This window comes from Microvirga sp. GN3 (assembly GCF_055792825.1).
In genome coordinates this window covers 78,990-103,298 of record NZ_JBVVAK010000012.1, presented here as the reverse complement: position 1 = coordinate 103,298, position 24,309 = coordinate 78,990, and the positions used below count along the sequence as shown (strand labels likewise).

Genomic DNA, 24,309 nt, shown 5'->3' with positions numbered 1-24,309 from the left:
AGTGACGTCAGGCCGGTTGATTGTGGACTCCCATGTCGTCAATGCACCCATGCGCGCAATTCAATGCACGTACCGCCTGCCAGTCGCCCATCAGGTTACAGCAGGCGCTTGTGACGAATCTCTGTCTCGACGATGAGCTTGTCGCCGAAGCGACGCTCGATATCGGATATGGCCTGAGGCGATGCCTCGACTGCGACGCGGCTTGGATTGCCTGCAGCCTTAACGAGCACGCCAGGCACTTGGCGGACCCAGTCCTCGGCCATCGCCCCTTCCGACCGGACCTCACGCCTGATGGCGACTACATAGGTGGCCAAGGCTAACCCTCCGCGTGTCGGGGCTCACTATAGACCAACTTGCACAGCAAATGGGATCCCGCAGCCGTGAGAAGGATAGAGTTTGACCTCACGCAGGATCGCCCGCAGGATCCCTCGAGCAGCCTGTGACCGGTCAATGTTTCGGAGATCCTTTTCGTGGATATCGCTCGCGGAAGACTCGGTGACGACGTCCGCCGGTCAGGCCGCTTTGGCTGCATTGTTGAGAGCCGTTGGCAATGTCCGTAACCCTACTTATCGGACATTGGTGTAGTGCTCTGCTGCATGGATCGGATTGTGCACGCATTGAATGCATCCGGAGCCCGACTTCAAGCGATGCGGACGGACTTCGGGCGACCAAGCTCAAGCATGCGGTTCAGCGCATGAATGGCGAGGGTAACTTCGGTGGGCGACGCCGATCCGCTCGCGAGCGCAGGGCAGCGCCGATCACTCGTTTGAAGCGAATGATGGGGTCTCCACCAGAGCCCGGCGAGTGTACCCAGACCTTTTCTGCCAGCGTACACGTCCATGCTCAGCGATGCTTTTGAGATGCCGAGCGCTGGGTCGGGATGCTCTCCGCCATGTCGCTCGGCACTGCTGTTGAGCGTGGAGGAACGATCACGTCAGCATCAGGATGGTGCTTGGCGACGGTGGCATAGATGCCGGCCTGATCGTAGACTCCGTCGCCGGTGAGAGACGCCAGAGGACTTGTATCTGGTCGAGCAAGGGCGCGACCTGCGAGCCATCGTCGACATCACTGGTCGTCAGCTCTGAGGCGAAGATCTTTCCGGTATCAGCATCGACGCCGATATGCAGCTTGCGCCAGGACCGACGTTTCTGGGTGCCGTGCTTCCCGACCAGCCACTCGCCGGATCCACCCATCTGCAGGCCTATGCTGTCCACCAGCAAATGAATGGGCCCGGTGCATGACTGTGGCCGTGGAACTTTCAGGGTTTCAGTTTCGGCACGCCGGCTCAGGGTCAAGTGGTCTGGGACAGCCAGATCCAAGCCAAGGAGCTGGAGAATAGAATCGGTCAAGCCCTCCGTCCGGTGCAGTGCCAACCGGAACCCCGCCCGCAGCGTCAGGGCTGTCTTGATTGCCAGAGCCGAGTAGCGTGGTTGACCACCCCGTTTCCTTCGGGGCTCAGCCCGCCAGACGGTGATCCCCTCGTCAGAGAACCAGACCGTGAGGCTGCCCCGCTGATGCAGGGCCGCGTCGTACTCCGCCCAATTCGTCATCCGATACCACTGCTTGGGTATACGGTGCCGACGAGTGGCATTGGCTTCGAACGGCACGAGAGACATCTGGCGGGAAGGGCACAGTCCTCCTATGTGATCCGGTTCCAGTTACCAACCCGCCTATTCGTGCAACAAAGCGGGCCCAACTCATAATTATACGGTACGCTGCCATCAAGCCTTTAGTCTCCTTTAGCAGGCGCCCTATGAGGTGCTATTTTTCAGCAGCCATCGTCTCTTATCTGGACTGGATCTCATGCCATATCGTCAAGCTCCACCGGGAGCGACTGCCGAAGAGCCGATCATATTTATCGTTGAAGACGATGAAGCTCTGCGCGAAGCGCTCAGAAGCCTGTTTCGGTCAGTGGGGCTCAGGACTGAGATGTTTGGTTCGGCAGCGGAATTGCTACAAAGCAACCTAGTCAATGTAGCCAGTTGCCTGGTGCTCGACGTCAGACTTCCGGGACTGAGCGGTCTCGACTTCCAGGCCGAATTAGCCAAGGCGAACATTCATATTCCTATCATTTTCATGACGGGCCATGGCGATATCCCAATGTCGGTGAAAGCTATGAAGGCTGGAGCCGTCGATTTCCTAGCTAAGCCGTTTCGCGACCAGGATATGCTGGATTCAGTTGCCATAGCGCTTGAGCGCGATCGTCAGCGGCGGCAGGTTCAAAAGCAATTGTCGGACGTGCGGGCGCGCTTTGACACCCTGACCCAGCGCGAACAAGAGGTGATGGGCTGGGTTACTACCGGAATGATGAACAAGCAAATTGCGAATGAATTGGGACTCAGCGAGATTACCGTCAAGATTCACCGCGGCCAAGTCATGCGGAAAATGGGCGCACGTTCGCTGGCCGATCTGGTGAGAATGGCCGAGTTGTTGGGAGTCCACTCGCCGGTCTCGCGGTAGTTCCCCGAGGCCTCTACCGCGGCGGCGGGATTCGACCTGCCGCCGCTTCCTGCCACATGGTGCGCCTTCTGCTGCAGGCTGATGAGAAATGAAAAGCGGTGGAAAGTGTCCTCCAGCCGTAGTGGGAAAAAGATACAGAATCAAATTGTAAGAGAGCTCGGTTATTTCGGTCAAAGGACCCACGCGCATTCTGAACGAGGCAGGTAAGATCTGCTGCTCGAGAGATGTTTGATCCCAGGATTTAATGGTGCATTCATGTCTTCTGAATGGAGGAATATGCTGAACATGTAAAGGATCGGAGTGCAATCGCCTGATGCTCAGAGCCACAGCGCCTAAAACCTAAGTATGGTTTCATCCGAAAATATTCTGATCATACTCGGTCCAGTTACGATGGTTTCCTAGTCGCAGGGCGTTCTATCCTCGAAGGTAGGAGGGCGGACCGTTGTCCAACGTTCCGGTCATTTCAGTCATTGACGATGATGAGTCCCTTCGCGCTGCGATGAAGAGCCTTGTGAGTTCGCTCGGATTGATTATTCACACGTTCCAATCCGCCGAAGAGTTTCTGCGTTCCTCCCACATCGACGAAACCTCCTGTCTGATTACAGACATTCAAATGCCGGGCATAAGTGGTATCGAGCTGCAAAGCCTCTTGAATGCCCAAGGCCAGCATACTCCGATTATCTTCATTACAGCTTTTCCTGAAGAGAGACTTCGGACGCGGTTGCTTGAGGCTGGAGCCATTTGCTTTCTGGGCAAGCCGTTTGACGAGCGGACCTTGATCCAATGCCTCAATATGGCTCTGAATCGGGATGGTGATGGCGGGATCATGTGACAGTTTCAGGCATAGTTCGCCTCCCGAGGGTTAACGCGAAGAGCTGGAAACACCATTGGGCCGATGGCTGACTCGTCATGGCACCAAGTAATGGAACCAGCACACGCAGCCCAGCTCCTACGCTCGTCATCCGTTTCCGTTCAGTCTCATCCGGTATACTATCCGGCTGAATCTAAGCTGCACATTCGGCTACGGTGGCAATGAGACCGAAAGCGTCTATGAAGGATTGTGCGCTCCTTCCAAACCAAAGTATAGTGTATCTAATCTCAATCGACTGTCATTCTTTCCGCAAGGACAATCGAGCTATGACAGTGGGACGTGCTACCTTCACATCATTCTTTACTTGAACTTCGTCGTCGTTGAGCGGCCGTTAGGCGAATTGGCAGAGACTTCTATAGGTGTGATCAAAGGGGAACTACACTGGCCACCGTACTAGAAACGGTGCCACACGGGATTGGCAGAGCATAGCCTGCCTAGCAGGGCGCTCATATCCGCATCGGGAAGCAGAGACGGGCTACGCAAAATGCGACTGTAGGGCGTCCATGGTTCTCAGGTAAGCAGTCGATACAAAGTGATTTCACACGGAGTACTGGGCGGTCTGCACACCGGCGCGATAACTGCTTGGTGCAGCGTCCAGTTATTGAGCGGTAATTTCATCCCAACGCGAAAAGCATTCATCAGTTTGGAGAACCGCATGTCCTGGCACAGTGCAACGCATCCAGTTGGCCTACTCTCATCTGATCTCTGCCCCGACGAAATTGAGCAAAAGATAATCCGTGCTTATGTTAAGCTTGTGTTTAGTGCCAGAGATGTGACTGGATCTCGAACGACTCTAGTTGCACGGTTCGGCTCTCTTGATGTACGCCTAACCGAGTTTCCTCAAGAAAATCTCTCAGATGGCCGGCCGCTGTTCTGGCTAGAGATCTACTCTCGTGCGACCCGCTCAACGGTCGACAGTTGTGGCTGCTCTGAATTTGATGAGTCCGAGTTAGCTACTGCCGTAAACCTTGTGTTGAAGGCAAAGCAACGTCACGAGGTCTATCATTAAGTGGTCGGGACGAACTCAACCTGTCAGTCAGGTATAGGGATTCAGTGTCGCACTACGTCGTCCGAAGAGGAAGTCGGGACGGTCCCACGACGCGCATTGGCGAATACATTTTGACTGTATATTTTGACGTGCGGAACGTTTTGGATGAGTTTGGGAAGACGTGCTTTCATCAGCGCATATGAGCGCCAAGCCGCCTCTCTCCGTGAAACGAGCCGGTTGCCGTGACTCCAAGTCAATACACTATCGACTGTGCTAGATCGGCGCCTGGCCGGGCGGACTGCCCAGCATCATTGCGTCACAGATTTCAATGCGATGGGTTCCGAGTTTGCCGGAAGTCAATGCCTGTATTTACGGTGTGTCGTGGACTATGAAACGGCTGTTTCGCTCCTCAATCCGCCAACACTTACTGGCATTCAACATTGCTCTCATACTCCCTGTTCTAGTGTTTGCAGCTGTGCTTGTCTGGTTCACCGAGGCCGAAAGCCGCTGCTATGAACGCGATGCGCCTGACGCAGCGCAGCGGATCATCATTGCCGTCGACCGTGAGCTTACGGAGGTGCCTGCGACGGCTCAAGCACTTGCTGCAGCAGCGTCCTTCGACAGCGAGTACGAAGCTTTCCATCGACGAACTCATACTATTTTGCGCTCAATGCTTCCTGAGGAATCCGGGATCTACGCTCTTGTCGTCAGAGACACCACCGGTCAACAAGCAGTGAATACCCGCCTTCCCTGGGATACATCTCTTCCGAAGGACGTGAATCTTCGGATCGACCAAGAGGTGATCAACACAAAGAGCCCCTTCATTCAGGACTTGTTCGTTAGTCAAATCTCTGGGGGCTTCGTTGTAGATGTTCGGGTGCCGGTGCTGAGGGACGGTCAGGGCACTCATGTCCTCTCCGTTGTCTTGGAACCGAAGCGCTTTGCCAAATTCCTTCAAACGCAAAGCATTCCAGCCGACTGTATGGTCGTCCTGGTCGATCGCGCTGATCGGATTATCGCCCACTCTTGGCAGTATGACGACTTTGTCGGCAGGCTTGCCACGGAAGACCTGCATAACAATGCGATTGCAGATGAAGGTGCCTGGGAAGGGGAGATTCAGGAGGGCTCCACAGTCTTGGCAGCCTATACTCGATCCAGACTGTCGGGCTGGAGAGCGGTCATCGGGGTAAGAAGCGAGGTTACCGAACAGCCGCTGAAGAGATCTTTGTGGGCCGCTGCGACACTAGGTCTAGCACTTACTGGCCTCTCCTGCCTGTTTGCGTTGGGATTCGGGCAGCGTATTACCGCTCCCATTCAAGTGCTCGCCGATCAGGCGCGGATGCTTGGAATAGGCGCCCCAGTGGTGCCGCTGGATACCGGCTTGTACGAGGTCGACAATGTTAGCCGTGCACTCTCGGCGGCATCCTCGAAGCTGCGACAGCGGGAGGCGTCTTTGCGCCAAAGCGAAGGTCGCCTATGGGCGACGCAAGAAAACGCAGCTGTCGGGATTGCCGAGGTGGATCGAGAGGGGCGCTTTGTCTACGTGAACGAGGCGCGGTGCAAATTGACCGGTCATACCCGGGAGGAGCTGCTGGGGTTGCACTTTACCCATGCGAATATTGGCGCTGAGCTGGAGGCCGATCGCGACTTATTCTTCCGACACATCGCGGGTAAGCTTGATGTCTATACCATCGAAAAACGGCACGTCCGCAAAGACGGAGCAAAGGGATGGACCCGCGTATCAAGCAGCGCGGTACGGGATGACTCAGGCCACTTTCTCTATGCGGTTCGGATCGTGGAGGACATCACCGAGCGTAAGCGAGCCGAGGAGCGACAAAAATTCCTTGTCGATGAACTGAACCACCGAGTAAAGAACACGCTCGCCACCGTCCAGTCGCTTGCCTGGCAATCGCTCCGCCAAGGGTTGCCTCCGGAAATCGCCCGTGATCGGTTTGAGGCTCGTCTACTGGCATTGTCCCGCGCTCATAACCTTCTCAATGAGACCGGTTGGGAGGCAGCCTCACTGTGCAAGATCCTCAATGCCGAGCTTGGAGCCTTTGGGATTCAACAGCAGTATACCTTAACTGGGTCGGACGTGGATTTGCCCCCGAGAGCGGCCGTCGCTCTCGCTATGACATTTCATGAACTTGCGACAAATGCTCTCAAGCATGGTGCTTTATCGGTGCCAACTGGGCGCATTTTGGTAGAGTGGAGGTCCGAGATTGACGACGGCGGAACGACACTTGACATTACTTGGCTGGAAGTGAGCGGCCCCAGAGTTGGAGAGCCGACCGTCGCTGGCTTTGGCACGCGCCTGCTTAAACGGACCGTCCAGCGGGAATTGGCGGGAAGCCTCGACATGCAGTATCGGCCTGAGGGTCTGGCCTGCCAAATGCGCCTCTTGCTCGGGGAGCTTACGAATGCTGCAGCTGAGGCGACAGGGCACAGCCAGCCTAACCCAGGAGCGACGGAGCACTCGCATAGCTGAGGGATGAACCCCTCCAATCACCCCACTGCTCCCATCGCCGCTTCCGGCTGAGGGAGCTATGCCGTCCAGTTGTAGACCTGCGTTCCCTTGAGCCTGCGGATGGCCGAGGAGATGCTTGCGGTCCGGGCATCCTGGTCAGCCACGAGACGGTCTGGCAATGCACGCTGAAGTTCGGCCAGAGTTTCGCCAATCAGATCCGGCATGTCTTCCAGCGGCCGGAGACAAGCGGCACCGGATGAGGTGGTAATCAGTATCTCTGGCCGGAGACCCAGAAACAGATTGGCACGGTCGTGGGGGAGGTCAAGGTGCGCCCAGACATTGCGGAACTGGCGAAAGCGATCGGATGCTCGATGGCGCAGACAAAGGCCAGCACAGAGGAAGCACCAATCCCGGCACGCTCATCAGAAGGTGGCATTCTGCATGCCGTGATGAACGGAGCCCCAGGGCGGCTCCCTTGGTTGCCATCATCTCCTCCCTCAACATTTATGCCAGGGTACCGTCTACTCAGAAAATCATATCTTGGCCCAGCGCCGAGCCCTCGGCTCTGACATTCGGGCTCAGGTTCTATCGAAGTCAGCTCAGGCCACCACCCTCAACCAAGAACCTAAGCGTCCATATATTTTCGCCTGCCTCATCAGTGACGTGCAACCGCCACTCCGTGCCGCTCCAGAACTTTTTACCAGCGTCCCTGAGGAGTTCGCCTGCAATGATAATTGCATGGGCGCGGGCTTCCTCTCGATTGGCAAGGACAGTGCCGTGCTCGTCGTTAAGTTCTTCGTTATCGAAGATGTGGAAGAAATATCGACGCATTCTACGGTTCCTTACATCGAGCTAGGAACGAGCCCACCTAATCTGATCAATCTCATTTCTGAAGCGGGACGCTGCGGAGCGATCAAGCTACAGCGCCAGTTCATCAGCGCCCTCTTTCTAAATCTTAGATTTGCCCGCGCGGGTGGAAATGGCTGTGCTTTGGAGTGGAGTATTCGTCGTTCTTGAATAATATCATTGCTCGCCTAACAGTGTTATATACGCATATGGCATATTTTGCATCTTTGTCCGCCCGAATCCTCAGATCATATCTAGAAAATGTTGCAATTAACATTGAAATTTCTTCGATGAATGTCTTTCTGTGATCTCAAGTTAGTATATCCCGATGACATACCTCAATTATCTTTGCGGAAACTGTAGTCAGAAGAAGGGATTAGGTATCTATACTTTGGTTTGTGTATATTGCATCGTTGCACGAACCTCGACGGTATAATCCAGAAGGTCCTGATAGGACTCCCCTACCCTTTAACAAGCCGGTTCTGAGCTCGAGTTTGGCCATTTCCGGCGGCTCTATAGGCCACCGGCAGGTCAGTCCGGATCGGCAAATCTTACAGGCTCATGAGCGCGTCCATCACGGCAATCCGATAGATTGCGGTAGCAAACCGGCGATCATTGGCAATCGCGTCGGCATCGCCATGCACGCGCTCCAGCATGGTGTCGAGTACCTCCTCCATCATCTCCACATCCACAGGCACGACAACCCCGCACGTCATCGCAAAAGCTTCCGGTGTGCTCAGCCGCATCGCGAGCGAGGTGCCAGGATGAGCCGTCTGCTCCAGATGCTCGTCGACCAGCCAAACCTCGTCCTGGCGCATGAGATCCAGCACCACCAAGCCGGCCGTCTCATGCCGGCGCTCAACCCGCCAGACTGAGAAGCGGGCCCGGAGCAGGGCCTGCAGCATCACGTCCTCATCCGAGCCGGGCGCCGCGGCAGCGTGGCGGACATAGCGGTCCATCCCGCGCGAGCGGCCCGGCGGCGCGGTGTAGAGGGCCAGGTCGTACGCCAACGTCACCTCGTCCAGGCTCTCGGCCACCAGCATCTTGCCGACCGTGAGCCCCAGCCGGCGCGCCTGCTCCATCAGAGCCGAATCCGGCACAAAGCGAAGAGCCTCGTTGTGATGGTGGGTGCTGATCGCGCGCAGATGACGGTAGCGCGTCAGGATCTCGGTCCGACCCATTTCGGCCATGGCGACCTCCCAGGCTCTTGAGCCTGATTGTGGGAGATCGTGGCCATGCCCGTCCAGCCCCATGTTCCTGACCTCCTGTCCACCTGGCTGGCTCCGTTCCGGTCCGGCCTGACCGGGCCAACCCTCCGCCATGCCCTCGTGCTCGTTCTGGGCGCCCTTCTCACTCCGGGGTGCCGCACTGTCACGGCCATGCTCACCGTTGTCGGCCTCGCCCGCACCCGCAGCTTCACGAACTATCACCGCGTGCTCAACCGCAACCAGTGCTCCAGCCGCGAGGTGGCGCGTCGCCTGCTCGGCCTGCGGGTGGCGAGCTTCGTGCCGGCCGGGCCCGTCATTATCGCGCTGGATGACACTCTCGAACGCCGCTGGGGTGGCCGGATCAAGGCGCGAGGCATTTACCGGGATCCGGTCCGCTCCTGTCAGTTGACATTTTGATGTGAGACGTCGGCGTGAGCGTTTCCAAGCACTTAGCTTTGAGCATCTAATTTGAGAATGTGCATTTAAATTGAGAATATGAGGTGCTTTGGACATTTCTTTTGAGACAATCGCCGCCCAACGTTGGCTGCCGATCTAAAAGGGGGCAGCTCGCGATACCAGAGTGCGCACCGCTTGGAACTGGCACGTAGAGTGAGATAATGGGCCGCCCATTTGTCTCACTATTGATGTCCAAACCCACCAGAAACCCGATTTTCTCATCCCAAGATGTCGGCTGACACCTTCCTGCTCTGCTCGCGCGGTCGGCTCCGCCAGTTGGCTGTCGATGGTGTGATGCTCAGCCTGCTGGTCGGAGGAGACCCGGGCGTAGAGGGCGACCTGCGGGGTCTGCGGGGCCGAGACGGCTCTCAGATGCTGAGTTCTCATGGCATGCTCCCTCGGAAATGGTTGTCAGCGGGCTTGATGGTCGGAGTTGGGTGCGCAGGGGCAGGAGACGCTCGAAGGCCCGTTCCAAGACGTCCCGACTGCCCCGTCTGACCTCGGAGCCGACCTCAAGGCGCAGGGGGTTGCGCCTTTTGCAAAGCTTGGCCATTGCGGTCCTTGTCCTTCGCCGTTCTGGTCCGTCCAGAACTAGCTGAAGGCGTTAACGTCAGTCCTGTCGTGCAATGGCGCAGCGTGGCGCGAGTAATCGTATGGACAAAGCTGATCGCAAACTTTGCACCATTGTCTAACACGTCACGGTGCCGCTGGGGGCCAAGATACTCAAAGTCACTCCTAAGGCGGTGGACGTGATGCTGCTGCAACTGGGGGGAGCGCTGCCGAGGGAATTGACCGGCCGGCGACGCTATCGGGCTTGGGGGATTGTGTAGAGTGGGCAGCTATTGGGCTCTTCAGATCGATGACTTTCAGCTCGCCTCAGGCAAAGGCGAGGCTCCCGATGATATCCTCTGCCTCTTCCAGGAGCGAGATCGGCGGGTCCGAAATAGTAACCGCCACGGATCGGAAGACGAAACCCGATATGAATATGCCGTGCCTGTAGGTGTCATGCGCGAGCGACTGGACGTGCTAGGCTTTACCGCCGAGCGCTCCGAGCGTGACTTCCATGAAGAGCTCACCATGCAAATCGAGCGCATGGCGGAAGAACCTGCTGTCTATGACAGCGATCTCCGCGTGTTGTGTGGACTTACCCTCGCAGGCTGGAAAGATGCCCTTTCGACCATGGCTCGGGCTGGGGTGAACTACTGGGACGATGCTGAGCCCTGGACGGACCATCCGATCATTCACCACATCCTTGACCAGGATGACTACACCCTGATGCACTTCAGGTCAGACAGACGGTTTTTTATCCGGGCAGCTCTCGATGCTCTCCCAGACGCAGGCGAGATCATTCTGGATCTCACCGACGTCACGCACGCTGGGTACTATGACGAGGATCAGCCGGTTGCAGCGGATGCGCATGAGGCCATGCTCGCCGCGCACCCTGTCGTTGAGCCGATCGTTATTCTGACCGAAGGAAGCAGCGATACACGGATCATCAAGTCCTCACTCGATGTGATGTACCCGCACCTGGCGGAGCCCTACACATTCCTCGACTTCGAGGAGGTTCGGGCGGAAGGAGGAGCCGAGCATCTCTGCAAGATTGTTCGGGCCTTCGCTGGGGCTCGCCTCCGCACACGGATGGTAGGCCTGTTTGACCATGATACGGCCGGGCACGCTGCTTTGGCCTCCCTCGGCAACATCACTTTGCCGTCGAATATCCGCTTGCTGACTTTGCCAGATGCCGAGGTAGCGCTGGACTACCCCACGGTCGGCCCACAGGGCCTGCAGAGGATGGACGTCAATGGAATGGCAGGCGGGATTGAGCTTTATCTCGGTCCCAGTGCTCTCCACGATGGATCGGGCGAATTCCGCCCCGTCCGATGGACCGGATACAACCGAAAACTCAGCCGCTATCAGGGTGAGGTCGAAGGCAAGCGGGAAATCGTTGAGACCTACATCGAGCATCTTGCCACGTGTGCTTCACCTGAAGACGCGAGGGCGCAGTTTCCGGATATGAATAAGTTGCTGCAGAAGATATTTGCGGTGTTCACTCGCGATTGAACGCAACTGCCGGGGACTCTGGCCGGTGGCGGTATCGGGCCTGGGGAATTGTCTGACCTCTTACTGCGGATTTCAGAGCGCGAGCATGGTGTTTGGCGTCAGCAACACAATCCGCCCGTCCTCCTTGGCGCGCTCTTGGACACCTGTCTTGAAATCGGTGCGCGCGTACAGGATGAAGTAGCGATCTTCTACGCCACGACCGTAGCCGGTTCGTCCAGCATGCTCGATCAGTGTTGCGAGCACATCCGCCCCAACCGCTCCGCGGCGCCACTTGCACTCGCCATATAGCATTGATCCGTCCAGCAAGCGTCCGGCCACGTCGATGTCGTAGTCGGCACCCCAGATTTGACCGATCTCTTGGGCCGGAGAAGGAAGGGACTCTTGCGCGTGGCGGCGGGCGTACCCTCGGCAGATTTCCTCGAACGCGCCGCCCATATACTCGTCCAGCCGCGGTGCCACCTGGTGCCGCCAGATCTCGGGGCCGAAGCCCTGCATCACACTAGACATGTTCGGTCGAACGAACCGGTGCCAAAAGGCAACAAGCGGATCGTCCACGAAGTAACGTGTGTCCCGTGACTTCGGGCTAGCATCGAGGGAGTGCACGGCCCGAACCAGGCGCATGCGCTCGAGCCGCTTCATATAAGGGCTAAGCGAAACGGAATCCTTGATGTCCCTGACACGGCCGCCGATTTCACCGAGTTTGGTGCAGCCGTCTGCAATGGCCGCGAGGATGCTGGCATAGCGTTGCGTCTCCCGAAGTTCCGATTGGAGCAGGACATTCGGTTCGTCTACCAACGCTCCGGCATCGGCGAGCAGTAAGTTGGTGACGTTCTCCTCGAGACTTGCGCTCGAATCGCACAGCCTTAGGTAGAAAGGGATCCCCCCGAAGATGGCATAGGCGAGGATACGATCCTCGGCAGGATAATCCGGGAAGAACCCTGCCGCATCCCGCAGCGGCAACGCCTTGACCTCCAGAGGTAGGGTTTGACGCCCATAGAGTGGGTTCCTCTCGGCCAACAGGTCCTCCATCTGAGCGATCATCGACCCGCAGAGTACCAAGTTCAGCTTGCCCTCGTTGGCGACGACCGCGTCCCAGAACTTTTGGATGATCGATGGCAACGCCTGGTCGCCCTCGACAAGGTAGGGGAATTCGTCCAGGACGACGATCAATCCGGGCATGTCCTCGGCCTTGCGCGCGAGATATGTCAGCATGCCCAGCCAATCGCCGAGACCGTCCAACAGGGGGTCGGCGCCAAGCGAGCGGGCGATTTCGGTCTTAAACCCCTCCAGATTCAGAGTGGGGGTGACCCGCGTCGCCTGATATAGAACGTGCGGACGGTCCGTGGCAGCTTCCTTGAGCAGCGCGGACTTCCCGATCCGGCGCCGTCCATAGACCACCACCAAAGAAGGCCTGGCGAGGGAAAATTCCTTGCGGAGACGGGTTAGCTCTTGGGCGCGACCCACGAACATTAGTGTAATCCAGATTACGGTAAACCAGATTACACTAACTCCGATTGACAAAGCAAGGGGGGACGGACTCAATCCGCGTCAATTCTGGTGGCGTTAGCCGACGGTGAGTATCGTATCACGGACGACGGCCTGAAACTGGTAAAGGGCTCGCCGCCCGGTGGAAGTAAGGAGGTAAGGTGAAGAGGAAAACCCTCAATATAGACGCCTTAGTCGCGGTCATGTTGAGGGTTTTCGCGGTAGGGCGTCAGTCAGCAACTATGCCGTAAGCCCCATTAAGGGGCAGCGATAGCCCGCACGGACGGTTGTCGTCTTGCTCACGACAAGATCGTGATTTCGGTTGACGACGATCTCAATCGGTTGGCCGTCATCGAGATTGCCCACCAGGCGCGTGCCCTGCCGATTCAACGTTCCCTTGATTTTGCAAAGCTGGGTGTTCGTGGACCAAGTCTCGGCCTCGAACTCAACAGAGTACGTCTTGCCGCCCTTGTTGGGCTCGATCAACCACGAGCAATTGACCTGCTTTGGGCAGGCCCCCAGTTTGCTGGCATAGTCGCCAACAAAATAATCTCGCGCTAGAGCCGGCGAGGCGGCAAGGGTGAAGGCGGCCAGAGCGAGGCCAATCTTCAATGTCATGTTCGGTGTATCCTTCGTGCGTTCTTGCTCGGCCACTTGGACTGCAAGGAGCCTGAGGCAGGACACCCCTTGAGCCTAAACTTGGCTTGATGTGAAGACGACAAAGACCGAAACTTGCAAGGGCTCCACAGCCTAGGAACCGGAGGCAGGAGGAGGGATGATGGTTGAGGACGTGATTATCTCGGACCCCGAAATCCTGTGGGGCATGCCGGTCATCAAGGGAACCCGCGTCCCGGTCTATGATCTGGCCGCGTCTGTGAAGGCAGGGATCCCGCGCGATCGCATATTGGCGGCTTACCCGACTATCCAGGAACACCATCTGGATCTGGCTGTCGCTTACGCAGAGGCCAATCCGCTGGAAAAAGCTGTGACTCGGGCGCCCCGAGGAGAGGATCCAAGGCGGGTACTGTCGACGGATGAGACGCCCGCCGATATCAGAGCCCTCCTTGGTGATGACATCGCAACTCTGGGGAAGTCCGGGCGTATTCCAAGGAAGACCAAATGACACCCGAAATACAGGAACTCATCGCGGCCGGCGATGTACGAGAGCAGGTGGTAGAGGAGCGTCACAAAGCCGGAACGATCATCGCAGTGCGGATCGGGGACGACTACGGGTACCCAGCCTGCCAGTTCGGGCCGGATGGAATGGTCCCGGGTCTTTCCAATGCCTTGGCCGCTATGCCGATGCGAGCCGACTGGATGCGGCTGGAGTGGCTTTTGGTGCCGGATGCCGCGTTGGATGGGAGTTCCCCACTTGAGGCCCTTAGGGCTGGACGCATCGACGAGGCATTGGATGTCGCTCGAGGGCAAGGCGCTGAGTGACCGAAAGTGCGATGCGGGCGCAGCACAGAAGCGTTGTCGAGGAAACTGACCGGCCGGCGCCGGTATCAAGCGTGGGGGATCCTTTGATCCTGACCTGTTTGGTCTAGCGGCCAAGCCTGCGTTGCGAGCCGTATCACTCACGTCCCGAGCTGGCTTTCAACCGCTCAACGGAGTCGTCGTCGGTAGAAGCCTTCAAGAGCGCATCCCAGTCGCTAGGAGGATTCCCGGCCCTGAGCATCTTCTTGAACACCTCGTAGGCATCCGTCTTCGAGCCGTAGGCCCGTTTGGTGTCCTCGTCGTTGACCCAGCCGAGAACGATCGTCTTCTTGTCCTCCGCATAGCGGAAGAACAGCCGGAACTGCTGGAGGAACTTCGCCCGGAACCAGTTTTTGTTGTCATCGCCAAGGGTCGATCCCTGCCGAAAATCCGGGTTCGTCGGATCGGCTGGGATCACCTCAAAGGCTGTCTTGAGGAGGGCCGCGTAGAGCTTAGTCGCCTTCTTCGTTTTGTAGTCCTTCGGGTGTTTCTCGCGGACCGCTCGATAGGCGGCCTGGTAAGTCTCAAGCTGGGCGAGGAAGACCGGATGAGCGTAGATCTTCCACCCGGCGATGACGATCGTAGGCTCGCTCACTCGTCATCACCCGCCAGAGGGCCGTCAAGGTCGAGTTCCACATCCGAGAGCTCGCGCAGATCATCGAGGTAGGAGTTCGGCACCGGCCGGATCGCGGCGGTCTTCCGTTCCGTCATATCCTGCTCGATGAAGTCGAGGAACTGCGAAATCACCGGGTCCGTGTGGACCTTGCTCTCTTCCTTCCGGGCGACCTCGATCGTCCCGTCAGACATCCCGCGAAAAACCAAGCGTCCTGTCTTCTTGAGGGCCAGCATCTTCCGAACCTGGGCCGGAACCGTGGTCTGGCCGCGCTCCGTCACGGTCGCTTCGATCTCGAAAACGGCAGACTTGCCCATCTCGACCTCCAAAGCCCCTGAAGTGGGGCCACAATGCATCTGCATTGTACGATGTAATGCATTTGCATTATACGTCAAGAGCCCGTTCTCAGCGGAATGTCAGGCCACAGCCTGATATATGCGACACAAATGTCAGGCTACAGCCTGCTGGTGACGATCAGTCATCGGGCAAATGCTTCGCCATGGCGGGATTCATCACCTCCCGATAATTCCGGAGGGCATGGGCCTCGAGTGTGCTCCATTCCGCCTGCGAAAGCGGCCGACCGAGCATGCTCTCGAATTCCTTCCGGATCAGGTCGACGGTGTCGTCTGGATCGAGGCCCTGTCAGAAAATAGTGCTTGGCTGCTGATGCTGGCCCAAAGACGATGCCAGGTGCCACGCAGCCCGCCGAGGAGGCCTGCGAGATCGTATTGCAGATCTTGGACACCCTCACTGAGCCCGAGAACCTCCTCCATCTTAGGCGGCCGACGGAGACGGCTTTGGAGCAGATCCTGAGCCTTCTCACGGAAATCGTCGATGAAGGGGTCGGCTGGTTGATCCGTGACCGCCTGGTACTGGATTATTGCTGCCGCCACCGCAACGTCAGCTTCCGGTCCCGGCTGCTCAATTTGGAGAGCAAGGGCCTCGATCAGCGCGGCGATCGCCTCTTCCGAGGGCCTGAGCATCCTTTCGAGGCTGGCTTGGACGGCGAGCGAAGTCGGGCTCTCTGGGCGCTCGATGAGATCCCGCACAAGACGCAGTAAATTTTCGTCCATAGCTCTGCCCCTGCATGGTCTGGGTCGCGGAGAGTAGCTCACAAGTCTCATGAATAGTCGACGTCCCGACCGAAATCAGGAGGACGATCGAGTTCGAGATCCTGCAGGGGAGCTGACGCCAAGAGAGCCTTCAACCCTTGTCCTGGGGAGAGGATCTCCGGCTCTATCAGAAGCACGCTACCAAACCGACGCTCAATCTCAGCAGCCGCGAGCTCTGACGCCTCAACAGTTATGCGGTTAGGATCAGTCCCGCCTCTGATCCAGACGCCTGGCACCTCCCGAACGTAGTCCTCTGCTGTGAATGGGCTCGCCTGAGCTTCCCGCCGCGTGGCGACAACGTAGGTGGCCATTGGCGAACCTCCTTATTCTCAAAAAGGAACATATATGGAACACGAAATTTGAGCGCTAGGTCAAGCATCGACTCACAAAAGAGGACTTGATTGTTGAAAAAGGAAGGGCGCTCGATAATTCAGACTCAAAACCTCACGCGCGTTGATACGACGTTGCTACCACAGTAGGAACTCTTATGCGTCTCGTCGTTGCCTTGGATCTTGAGGGAACACTGATCTCAAACGCTGTCAGCGCCTTCCCGCGCCCCGGCTTGAAGCGGTTTGTTGAGAATACCCTCAAGGTGGCGGACCGGGTGGTGATGTTCACAACCGTTCGTGAGGAGCGGGCCCGTGAGCTGCTGCAGCTGATCGAGAATGAAGGCTACCTGCCCGCAGGCTTCGCCGCTGCCGTGGAATTCGTGCCGGGCCGGTTGAGGGGCTTGATCGAGTAATCGCGTTCTTTCCCTCGCCGGACGAGGCGTGGGAGTGGCTCGTCACGCCTTATCGATACACCAAAGACAGATGCCGATTGGGCCTTCTCGCCAAATCGAGCCGTTCCGGGTGCGGGTTGGCCTCAGGATCGAAATTGGCAGCGGCCAGCATGGCCATGATCCGTTCCCCCTTCCTCAGCCTGATCCCGCCGAGTTCGACGTCCCGTCGGACGAACCGGGGCTTCGTGAACTGCACAGGCGAGACGAAGCGCAGGAACTCCTCGATGGCCAGACCCGCACGGCTCCAATCCTCCTCGATCCAATCGCGCAATCCGGGAGTCCTGAGGAGTTCATGGACCGTTCCGCTGACCAGATGCGTGGTGGTTTCCGATCCGACCCCCAACAGCAGGAAGACCATCGCTACCATTTCTTGGTCACTGATCTGGCCGCCTTCCGTTTCGACACGGAGAGCATGAGGTTTTGTGGGGCAACTCTGAGCCTTGAGGGCAGCCGTCATTGATGGGCAGGCAAGCGCGTTGAGATGGCGGGCTCCTAAAACTGATTCACAAGTCGGTGCCCCACAGATGCTTATGCTCCCCAAGCAGACGAAGGGCTCCTGCGATCAAGACAATGGCAGTCGGTTTCACGAGCATCTCCCAGGTAATGCGCGTCCCGACCTTCACTACGTCGGTTACGAAATCCACCACCAAGTAGACCAGGACCATCTGGATCAAGGTGATCTTGATTTCTCCGAGACCCTCAATGTGCATCCACAGCGGTGCCTTGGCTCGAACGCTATTGGGAAGGTTAAAGGCAAAGCCGAAGGTGATCGCATAGGCGAACACAATCAGGACGAGGCCAAACAGGAACGCATCCGTGGCTTGCATCACTGTGGCAATGACCGATGTTTCGGTGGCGGCGCTCGGCTCAACAACCATCTCCAGGGCATATACCAATTTCAGGCAGCCCTCGAAAAACATCAGCATGGCCCCGAGTGCAGCCCCGAGAGCAGCGACGAGGGTGACCCAGCGCAGGGACAGGATGAAGTGGAGCATCTGATGAGAGAGCCCTCAGCCAGTATCGTGGTCTCGGTACAGTTTTAACATATTAGCCAGAAACCACGCGCCACCTTAGTCGAGACGATTGCAGCAGCCGCTCGACCTTGTGCTCCTGCCGATCCATCGGACCCTCGGTGCCGCTCTGGAGTGGATTGTGCTGCGGGTTGGATGAGGTGTCCAGCCTGCGTCCACTGATAGACAGCTTCAGACTGTCAAGCTTAGTACAGGATGAGGCGGGTGCGGACGGTCGCGGGAGAGACAGCCTTGGTGGTATAACACAATTCCACGCTCGTTTCGGCTTTCGGCTTGCGAAGGAGCAATCGGCCATGCCTCTCCAGACCCGCCTGACCATTGCACTTGGGATCGAGCACCCAATCTTGCTCGCCCCAATGGACCTTGCGGCCTCTGGTCAACTTGCTGCTGCGGTCAGTCACGCCGGCGGGCTCGGTCTGATTGGTGGCGGCTATGGCAATGCCGAGTGGCTGGAGCAGGAGTTTGCAGCAGCGGGCAACGTCAAGGTCGGCTGCGGATTCATCACCTGGAGTTTGGCGAGCAAGCCCGAACTACTCGACTTGGTTCTCCGACACCATCCTGTTGCTGTCATGCTCTCCTTTGGTGATCCAGGCCCAGTCGCGCCCAGGATCAAGGATTCGGGGGCTAAGCTCATCTGTCAGGTTCAATCCCTCGCCCAAGCGAGGGAGGCTGCCGCCGCAGGGGCTGACATCCTCGTAACCCAAGGCACTGAAGCTGGGGGACATGGAGTGACCCGCACGACCCTGACCTTGATTCCCGAGATCGTCGATGCGGTCCCTGATGTTCTAGTAGTGGCCGCAGGCGGAATTGCCGATGGTCGTGGGCTCGCGGCTGCGCTGATGCTGGGGGCTGACGGGGTGCTGATGGGCACCCGCTTCTATGCCTCACAGGAGGCCCATGGGCATCCCGAGGCCAAGCAACGGATCATCAAGGCCGGTGGGGACGACACGCTCCGCAGCGTCGTGTTTGACATCTCCCGGCGTAACATCTGGCCTCAGCCCTATACGGGCCGGGTGATCCGCAATGCTCATGCCGAGCGATGGTATGGCCGCGAGACGGAACTACTGGAACACCAAGAGGAGGCCAACCGCTACACTGAGGCCCGCGAGCGGGGTGACTTTGACGTGGCGGCGGTGATTGCCGGGGAGGCAGTTGCCCTGATCCATGACGCGCCGCCTGCCACCGAGATCGTGGACCGGATCATTCTTGAGGCCGAAGCTCGGCTCGCGCGAGGAACACGCTTGATCGTAAGCTGATGCCACAGGCGAATCCGTTTATGTCACCTGTGTGGGGCAGGCAGTGCAGAGGGACACTATGCAGATAGGCGAGTCCTTCACCGTGCGAACGAGCAACCCGGCTCATTCATATTGCTCGTTGGCCAGAACTTCCCGAACTGCTTGCTCAATCTGGTTGACCCAAGCTGGATTCGAGACAGGAAGTAGGCGGGCGAGGTCGCCTCCCGAGGCACTGGCGGACCGTACCTGTGACGCCGCAGAGCGTGCCTGTGGTATGTCGCCGAGCAGCGTGCAGCACAGAACAACGATTTTGAGGGCAGGAACCCAGTGCGGGCGCAGGGACAGGGCTCGGCGTGCGGTGCTCAGTCCAGCTTCAGGATTCCCAGAAAAGACGTAGGCCACGGACAACAGAAACAGCCACGTGAAGTTCTGCGGATCAAAGGGGGAGAGCCGTAGCCCATGCTCCAGGGGTTCAATCGCGTCTTGTGAGCGACCAGCATGGAGGTAGGCTGCTCCGAGGATCAGGTGCCCAAGGGCGAAACTGGGACTAAGGCTGAGAGCCCGTCGCGCAGCTTGGAGGGCAGTCTCGCACTCGCCGCCAAACAGATGGGTGACCGCGACGGCATAGTGCGAGTACGGGTTCTTCTCATCAAGTTGCACAGCCTTCAAACCGGCTTCCATCCCGCTTTGCAGACTGGCCTCCGGATCAGTTCCCCAGCCGTAAGCGGCAAGACCAGCCTCGACCCGCGCCAACCAGATGTATCCATTTGCGGAGTTAGGCTCGATCTCAATCGCTTTCAGGAAAAGCTCGCGAGCGCGGCGGTGCGACTCGGGCCTGATCTTGTGGAACTCCCACATGCCCCGGCGGACGAGATCCCAGACGGTGAGGCTCTGCGGGCGCTCCGCGCCATGCTGTCCTTCCTTCTTGAGGAGTTCGGGTTCAATGGCTCCCGCGACCTCCTCAGCGATTTCGTCCTGGAGTACAAGGATATCGCCAACATCGCGGTCATACCGCTCTGTCCAAATGGAGCCGCCGGTTTCCGCCTCCGTGAGTTGGGCCGAGATGCGGACATGAGAGCCGCTTCGGCGCACACTGCCGCTGAGGATGTAACGGACGCCCAATCGTCGAGCGACTTGCTCCGTCTCGATGGCTTTGCCCTTAAAGACGAAGGATGAACTGCGAGCGGTGACGAAGAGCCAGCGGGCTTTGGCGAGGGCCGTGATGATGTCGTCCGTGATCCCGTCAGCGAAATACTCTTGTTCCGGATCGCCACTCAGGTTTGTAAATGAAAGAACGGCAATAGACGGCTTGTCGGTATGATTGACATTAGGTCGGGCGGCATTTGGTTCGTGTGGGGAGAGGTCTCTAGTCCTGAGAGCATAGACGTGGACTGGCCGGGCAATATTCTTGAGGCGCTGCTCGCCCCGATCCTCGAACGGCAATGACAGCTTGCCTTCAAGCTCGTCGAACACCTTGCCCGAAATGCAGAGACCTCCAGGGTCAGCGATGCTCTCCAGGCGAGCAGCGACGTTCACGCTGTCTCCAAGGATGTCGCCATCCTTGGTAATGACAACATCGCCCAGGTTGATGCCCATCCGCAGTTGGATACCGTCCTCTTCGGGCTGGTGCTCGGCCCACTCGGCGATACGAGCTTGAGCCTCCACTGCACATAGAACAGCTTCGACTGGGCTGGCGAACTCCAAGAGCGCGCCGTCGCCCATGGTCTTCACAATGCGCCCTCGATGCCGCGAGGCGGCGGGTTCGATTATCTCCGACATCGTTGTTCGGATAGCGGAGAGTGTCCCTGCCTCATCCGCCTCCATCCGCCCCGACGCACCCACCACGTCAGCCGCCAGAATGGCTGCCAGCCGCCGCTCGACCTTGTGCTCCTGCCGATCCATGGGACCCTCGGTGCAGTTCTAGCGGAGATTCTGAAGCGGGCGGGGCAGGGTGTCCAGTCTCGACTGATTAACTACCAAGCGTTGCCGAGACCATCATGCGGTAGAGGAACAGGTCAAGCTCACCAGCGTTGCCTTTGATCTTGTCGAAGGCGCTCCTCATGCGTGACCATTCTCTCACACCGCCGTGTCCCTTTTCTTATTGGTCCTTACCTTAGGAGCTTGCCAGACGGACACCGGGACCGGGTTCGCCACCGGAGCGGCAGGCGGTGCCGTCGTCGGGGCAGTCGTGGGCGGTCCCGTTGGCGCGGCTGTCGGCGGCATCGCTGGTGCGGCGGTTGGTGGCATCCTGACTGCTGAGGAGACGAGGCGGGTACGCACCTATGTGGCCACGCAACGGAGCCCCTCGATCCGGGTCGCCGAACCGGTGACAGTGGGGCAGCCCGCGCCACCGAGCGCACGACTTTCTCCGCTTCCAGCCAGCGTTAGCCTTCGAAATCGACGTTGGTGCGTAATTCGGCCTGAGGTGTCGCGCGAAGATCGGGGTGAGGTATAGAGGCGGTCGTCGGAATCCGAGAGCTGCATGCCCTACAAGGTCAATCAAGAGCGCCGCCACAGAATCCCAAAGGCCCGCTACCGCGTGAAGAATTGGCGCGACTACGATGCGGCCCTGCGTCGGCGCGGCGACCTGACGGTGTGGGTGACGGCTGAAGCAATTGAGGCATGGACGCCGGCAAACACGGGCCGGCGTGGTCGACCCCAGCGATACTCTGAGATGGTCGTCGAAACGGGTCTAATGATGCGGCTGGCGTTTGGCCGGCCCTGGCGCCAGACCGAAGGCATGCTGGCCTCGATCCTGCGTCTGCTCGGCTTGGACCTCCCGGTTCCGGATCACACCACCTTCTCGCGCCGCAGCGTCGACCTGACTGTCGCCAAGGCGGTGAGAACAGCAACCGGTCCAGTGAATGTGGTGATCGACTCCACCGGCCTGAAGGTATTTGGTGCCGGCGAATGGCAGCGCGAGAAGCATGGCGGTAAAGGACACCGGACCTGGCGCAAGTTGCACCTTGCTGTTGATCCCGACACCGGCGAGATCCTTGCCTCAGAGCTGACCACCACGGAAGACGGCGATGCCTCACAGGTCGGTCCACTGCTCAATCAGATCTCAGGCCCGATCGCTTCGGTCACAGCCGACGGCGCGTACGATGGCGATCCCGTCTACCGCACCATCGCCGAGCGGGAGCCTGCCGCTGCGGTGATCATTCCACCGCGATCAACAGCAGTGCCGAGCGACACGGCCGAGACGGCGCCTACGCCGCGGGATCGGCACCTCCGGATGATCCAAGTGCGTGGTCGGCGCGGCTGGCAAAAGGCGATTAACTACGGCCGTCGGTCCTTGGGCGAGGTGGCGATGATGCGCTACAAGACCGTGATCGGGCGCCGCCTCCACGCCCGAACTCTGCCAATGCAAAGGGCCGAAGCCGCGGCCGGCTGCAAGGTCATCAACATCATGACCCGCCTTGGCATGCCGGTATCACAGCGCATCACCTGAGCCCCGCCGCAGGCACGGGAGCGGTCTACCTCTGAATTACGCACCAAAGTCCATCGCCACATGCACCGTCTCGTCCGGCGTCACACCCATCGTGCGATAGGCGTAATCGAAGAGTTGCCGCGACGGCTTGTAGGCTCGAGCCTGTTCGGCGGTGATGACGTAGTCGAAGGGCACCCCGATGCGCGCCACGGTCGGCGTGATCAGATCATCGTCGGAGTTTGTGACGATCGCGAGCTTGTAACGCTCGCGCAGTCGCCGCAGGACATCCGGAACCTCGGGATGCGGGCCCATTGTCATGGGTGAGGATGCAATACGCTCGATCTCATCTACGCTCGGGGCCAAGCCATGTTCGCCGAAGGCAGCAGCAAAGCCGATGCGCAGGATGTCCTTGTAGAGGCGGTGCGGCCTCTCCGCCGTGAGGCGTCGCCCCTGCGCGGAGAAGCTGTCGAGGATCGCGGATGCGCTCCCGCCGGTCGCATCGTGTGCCGTCAGGGTCGCGCCGATCTCGCACAGAAGAACCTCGTACCACTGCACGAGCGTACCATAGCAGTCGAAGGTGATGACCTTCGGCGCAGGATCGAGCTTGAACATCGAGGTATTGGATTCGGGCATCACGAGTGCCTCGGGCGAGTGGATCGTGGGAAAGGCTGCTTCGCCGGCATGAACGGCTCGATCACCACCCACTGTGCGTCTGAAAGCCAAAACACATCCACCATCGCCACCTCCAAGGTACCAGCCACGGCAGCGGATCACGAAGCCGCAGCCGCGGCAATGCTTTGGTTCGATTCAGACCCTAGCTCCTCTTGGGGATGAGCCTCGATGCGAGTCATGCAACCTTGCCTCAGGTTGCCACTGGACATGCCCCTACCATAGAACGGGGTGCCGGGATCCATGGTGAAAAAGACGACGTCCGTCGGTGCCAGCCCCGACAGGCGGCACTGTCTTCACGCGGACGCCGCAGGTGGCTGGTGCGCGCGCCCACTGCCACTGCCGTTGCCGGCGCGATTCCGTGGTAACCGTACCCATCTTGTATAGCCCGGCGAGGCTAATTCGCCTCTGCGGGCGCTGATGGATCTGCTGCCGAGGCCGCACAAGGTCGGCATCATGCCTTGACGCCTCGGGCTTCGGCCTTGCGCGTGCCGGCGTGCAGTTGCCGATTGCCCCAACTCTGGAGCGCCTGTTGCCTGATGCTGGTGATCCTTCATGCGCCTTCAGCCCTGCCGAACAGGAACTCGTAGGATCCACACGAGTGATAGAAGTCCTCACCCTCGCCCATGAACGCACGGTCGAACCTGAGGATCAGGTAGTTGCAGCGCCCTTGCACACCATCCGCCCCGGTCGACAACAGCAGGTTGGAGAAACTGTGATGTTTGGCCAGGGTATCGACTGCATCCTGCCGGCGCTTGACGAACTCGGTGCTACTCATGACGCTGGGCTGCTCGCGACCGGACGAGGAATAGTCAATAAACACTTCAGTCGGGAGACAGTCTTCCATGGCTGTCCAATCCCGCTCGTCGAAGGCGCGGAAGAAACGGCAGAGGACATCGTTGATGGCGATGTGGTCGAGAGCGTCCAAGGATTCCATGCCAGTCATCCTCTATGGCGAAATGAGAGCGATCGGTGCTGGCGTCAGCAACGCAGGCTGAGGTCGCTACTGCCATAGAAGCTCAATCCGGGAAAGTAGCACCCGGAAAGTCCGCAACTGCCGTTTCCAAGTGGTCAGCATACAGGATGACGACCCTGAATATATGGGGCAAAGCCACCAGCA

Annotated in this window: 25 protein-coding genes and 4 pseudogenes; 13 read left to right on the top strand and 16 right to left on the bottom strand. The window is 58.7% G+C overall.

Features of this window, described 5'->3' with window-relative positions:
- Nucleotides 1-95 precede the first annotated feature (95 nt).
- Nucleotides 96-314 (bottom strand): hypothetical protein, encoded by a 219-nt coding sequence (locus ACS5Q1_RS08835; RefSeq protein ID WP_473097798.1) that lies wholly within the window; start codon nt 312-314, stop codon nt 96-98.
- 326 nt (nt 315-640) lie between these two features.
- Nucleotides 641-1,607, bottom strand: a pseudogene (locus tag ACS5Q1_RS08830) (IS5 family transposase).
- A 196-nt stretch (nt 1,608-1,803) separates the two neighbouring features.
- Here ACS5Q1_RS08830 and ACS5Q1_RS08825 point away from each other — a divergent pair.
- The 5 genes and pseudogenes from ACS5Q1_RS08825 (at nt 1,804) to ACS5Q1_RS08805 (ending at nt 7,803) form a co-directional block, all read left to right on the top strand.
- The gene (locus ACS5Q1_RS08825) at nt 1,804-2,460 is read left to right on the top strand and encodes a response regulator transcription factor (RefSeq protein ID WP_473097797.1); all 657 of its coding nucleotides are present in this window, start codon (nt 1,804-1,806) and stop codon (nt 2,458-2,460) included.
- Between the two features lie 442 nt (nt 2,461-2,902).
- Entirely contained in the window at nt 2,903-3,292 is a 390-nt protein-coding gene (locus ACS5Q1_RS08820; protein WP_473097796.1) for a response regulator transcription factor, read from the top strand.
- A 1,415-nt stretch (nt 3,293-4,707) separates the two neighbouring features.
- The gene (locus ACS5Q1_RS08815; protein ID WP_473097795.1) at nt 4,708-6,807 is read left to right on the top strand and encodes a PAS domain S-box protein; all 2,100 of its coding nucleotides are present in this window, start codon (nt 4,708-4,710) and stop codon (nt 6,805-6,807) included.
- Nucleotides 6,808-6,891: 84 nt separating this feature from the next.
- A pseudogene (locus tag ACS5Q1_RS08810) lies at nt 6,892-7,074 on the top strand (IS6 family transposase); the annotation flags it as partial.
- Nucleotides 7,075-7,326: 252 nt separating this feature from the next.
- On the top strand, nt 7,327-7,803 hold the full coding sequence (locus ACS5Q1_RS08805; RefSeq protein ID WP_473097794.1) for a hypothetical protein: 477 nt from the start codon (nt 7,327-7,329) through the stop codon (nt 7,801-7,803).
- 380 nt (nt 7,804-8,183) lie between these two features.
- Here ACS5Q1_RS08805 and ACS5Q1_RS08800 read toward each other — a convergent pair whose 3' ends face one another.
- On the bottom strand, nt 8,184-8,822 hold the full coding sequence (locus ACS5Q1_RS08800; RefSeq protein WP_473097793.1) for a DUF7986 domain-containing protein: 639 nt from the start codon (nt 8,820-8,822) through the stop codon (nt 8,184-8,186).
- A gap of 45 nt (nt 8,823-8,867) precedes the next feature.
- Here ACS5Q1_RS08800 and ACS5Q1_RS08795 point away from each other — a divergent pair, with 45 nt between their 5' ends.
- From ACS5Q1_RS08795 to ACS5Q1_RS08785, 3 genes are all read left to right on the top strand, one after another.
- On the top strand, nt 8,868-9,257 hold the full coding sequence (locus ACS5Q1_RS08795; protein WP_473097792.1) for a transposase: 390 nt from the start codon (nt 8,868-8,870) through the stop codon (nt 9,255-9,257).
- Nucleotides 9,258-9,997: 740 nt separating this feature from the next.
- Complete coding sequence (locus ACS5Q1_RS08790) at nt 9,998-10,126, top strand: helix-turn-helix domain-containing protein (protein ID WP_473097791.1); 129 nt, start codon at nt 9,998-10,000, stop codon at nt 10,124-10,126.
- A gap of 1 nt (nt 10,127) precedes the next feature.
- Nucleotides 10,128-11,357 carry a HEPN/Toprim-associated domain-containing protein gene (locus ACS5Q1_RS08785; protein WP_473097790.1) on the top strand — a complete coding sequence of 410 codons (1,230 nt, stop codon included), beginning with the start codon at nt 10,128-10,130 and terminating at the stop codon, nt 11,355-11,357.
- Between the two features lie 72 nt (nt 11,358-11,429).
- Here ACS5Q1_RS08785 and ACS5Q1_RS08780 read toward each other — a convergent pair whose 3' ends face one another.
- Together ACS5Q1_RS08780 and ACS5Q1_RS08775 are read right to left on the bottom strand one after the other, a co-directional pair.
- On the bottom strand, nt 11,430-12,827 hold the full coding sequence (locus tag ACS5Q1_RS08780) for an ATP-binding protein (RefSeq protein ID WP_473097789.1): 1,398 nt from the start codon (nt 12,825-12,827) through the stop codon (nt 11,430-11,432).
- 255 nt (nt 12,828-13,082) lie between these two features.
- Complete coding sequence (locus ACS5Q1_RS08775; protein WP_473097788.1) at nt 13,083-13,460, bottom strand: hypothetical protein; 378 nt, start codon at nt 13,458-13,460, stop codon at nt 13,083-13,085.
- A gap of 157 nt (nt 13,461-13,617) precedes the next feature.
- Between ACS5Q1_RS08775 and ACS5Q1_RS08770 the strand changes: the two genes are divergently transcribed.
- Nucleotides 13,618-13,965, top strand: a complete 348-nt coding sequence (locus ACS5Q1_RS08770; RefSeq protein WP_473097787.1) for a DUF433 domain-containing protein — start codon at nt 13,618-13,620, stop codon at nt 13,963-13,965.
- On the top strand, nt 13,962-14,282 hold the full coding sequence (locus tag ACS5Q1_RS08765) for a hypothetical protein (RefSeq protein WP_473097786.1): 321 nt from the start codon (nt 13,962-13,964) through the stop codon (nt 14,280-14,282). Before ACS5Q1_RS08770 ends, ACS5Q1_RS08765 begins: the two co-directional genes overlap by 4 nt.
- A gap of 133 nt (nt 14,283-14,415) precedes the next feature.
- Here ACS5Q1_RS08765 and ACS5Q1_RS08760 read toward each other — a convergent pair whose 3' ends face one another.
- The 4 genes from ACS5Q1_RS08760 to ACS5Q1_RS08745 form a co-directional block, all read right to left on the bottom strand.
- A complete protein-coding gene (locus ACS5Q1_RS08760) occupies nt 14,416-14,913 on the bottom strand; it encodes a type II toxin-antitoxin system YhaV family toxin (protein ID WP_473097785.1) in 498 nt (165 codons plus the stop codon).
- On the bottom strand, nt 14,910-15,248 hold the full coding sequence (locus ACS5Q1_RS08755) for a type II toxin-antitoxin system PrlF family antitoxin (protein WP_473097784.1): 339 nt from the start codon (nt 15,246-15,248) through the stop codon (nt 14,910-14,912). The genes ACS5Q1_RS08760 and ACS5Q1_RS08755 overlap by 4 nt, the downstream gene beginning before the upstream one ends.
- A 291-nt stretch (nt 15,249-15,539) precedes the next feature.
- On the bottom strand, nt 15,540-16,004 hold the full coding sequence (locus tag ACS5Q1_RS08750; protein WP_473097783.1) for a hypothetical protein: 465 nt from the start codon (nt 16,002-16,004) through the stop codon (nt 15,540-15,542).
- A 47-nt stretch (nt 16,005-16,051) separates the two neighbouring features.
- Entirely contained in the window at nt 16,052-16,354 is a 303-nt protein-coding gene (locus ACS5Q1_RS08745) for a hypothetical protein (RefSeq protein WP_473097782.1), read from the bottom strand.
- A 176-nt stretch (nt 16,355-16,530) separates the two neighbouring features.
- Here ACS5Q1_RS08745 and ACS5Q1_RS08740 point away from each other — a divergent pair, with 176 nt between their 5' ends.
- The gene (locus tag ACS5Q1_RS08740) at nt 16,531-16,785 is read left to right on the top strand and encodes a hypothetical protein (RefSeq protein ID WP_473097781.1); all 255 of its coding nucleotides are present in this window, start codon (nt 16,531-16,533) and stop codon (nt 16,783-16,785) included.
- 64 nt (nt 16,786-16,849) lie between these two features.
- Here ACS5Q1_RS08740 and ACS5Q1_RS08735 read toward each other — a convergent pair.
- A pseudogene (locus ACS5Q1_RS08735) lies at nt 16,850-17,233 on the bottom strand (cytochrome P450); the annotation flags it as partial.
- Nucleotides 17,234-17,327: 94 nt separating this feature from the next.
- Nucleotides 17,328-17,819, bottom strand: a complete 492-nt coding sequence (locus ACS5Q1_RS08730) for a YqhA family protein (RefSeq protein WP_473097780.1) — start codon at nt 17,817-17,819, stop codon at nt 17,328-17,330.
- Between the two features lie 329 nt (nt 17,820-18,148).
- Between ACS5Q1_RS08730 and ACS5Q1_RS08725 the strand changes: the two genes are divergently transcribed.
- Entirely contained in the window at nt 18,149-19,111 is a 963-nt protein-coding gene (locus ACS5Q1_RS08725) for an NAD(P)H-dependent flavin oxidoreductase (RefSeq protein ID WP_473097779.1), read from the top strand.
- A 102-nt stretch (nt 19,112-19,213) separates the two neighbouring features.
- On the opposite strand, the gene ACS5Q1_RS08720 is transcribed toward ACS5Q1_RS08725, so the two are convergent.
- Both ACS5Q1_RS08720 and ACS5Q1_RS08715 read right to left on the bottom strand, forming a co-directional pair.
- Nucleotides 19,214-20,992 (bottom strand): adenylate/guanylate cyclase domain-containing protein, encoded by a 1,779-nt coding sequence (locus tag ACS5Q1_RS08720; RefSeq protein WP_473097778.1) that lies wholly within the window; start codon nt 20,990-20,992, stop codon nt 19,214-19,216.
- 211 nt (nt 20,993-21,203) lie between these two features.
- Entirely contained in the window at nt 21,204-21,386 is a 183-nt protein-coding gene (locus ACS5Q1_RS08715; protein WP_473097777.1) for a hypothetical protein, read from the bottom strand.
- A 186-nt stretch (nt 21,387-21,572) separates the two neighbouring features.
- Here ACS5Q1_RS08715 and ACS5Q1_RS08710 point away from each other — a divergent pair, with 186 nt between their 5' ends.
- A complete protein-coding gene (locus tag ACS5Q1_RS08710) occupies nt 21,573-22,541 on the top strand; it encodes an IS5 family transposase (protein ID WP_473097776.1) in 969 nt (322 codons plus the stop codon).
- Between the two features lie 36 nt (nt 22,542-22,577).
- Here the strand turns inward: ACS5Q1_RS08710 and ACS5Q1_RS08705 are convergent, their stop codons facing one another.
- The 3 genes and pseudogenes from ACS5Q1_RS08705 to ACS5Q1_RS08695 all read right to left on the bottom strand — a co-directional run bounded on the left by ACS5Q1_RS08705 (nt 22,578) and on the right by ACS5Q1_RS08695 (nt 24,126).
- A complete protein-coding gene (locus ACS5Q1_RS08705; protein ID WP_473097809.1) occupies nt 22,578-23,132 on the bottom strand; it encodes an HAD-IA family hydrolase in 555 nt (184 codons plus the stop codon).
- Between the two features lie 29 nt (nt 23,133-23,161).
- Nucleotides 23,162-23,257, bottom strand: a pseudogene (locus ACS5Q1_RS08700) (IS5/IS1182 family transposase); the annotation flags it as partial.
- Between the two features lie 485 nt (nt 23,258-23,742).
- Nucleotides 23,743-24,126, bottom strand: coding sequence for a nuclear transport factor 2 family protein (locus ACS5Q1_RS08695; RefSeq protein WP_473097775.1), 384 nt, complete (start codon nt 24,124-24,126; stop codon nt 23,743-23,745).
- Nucleotides 24,127-24,309 lie beyond the last annotated feature (183 nt).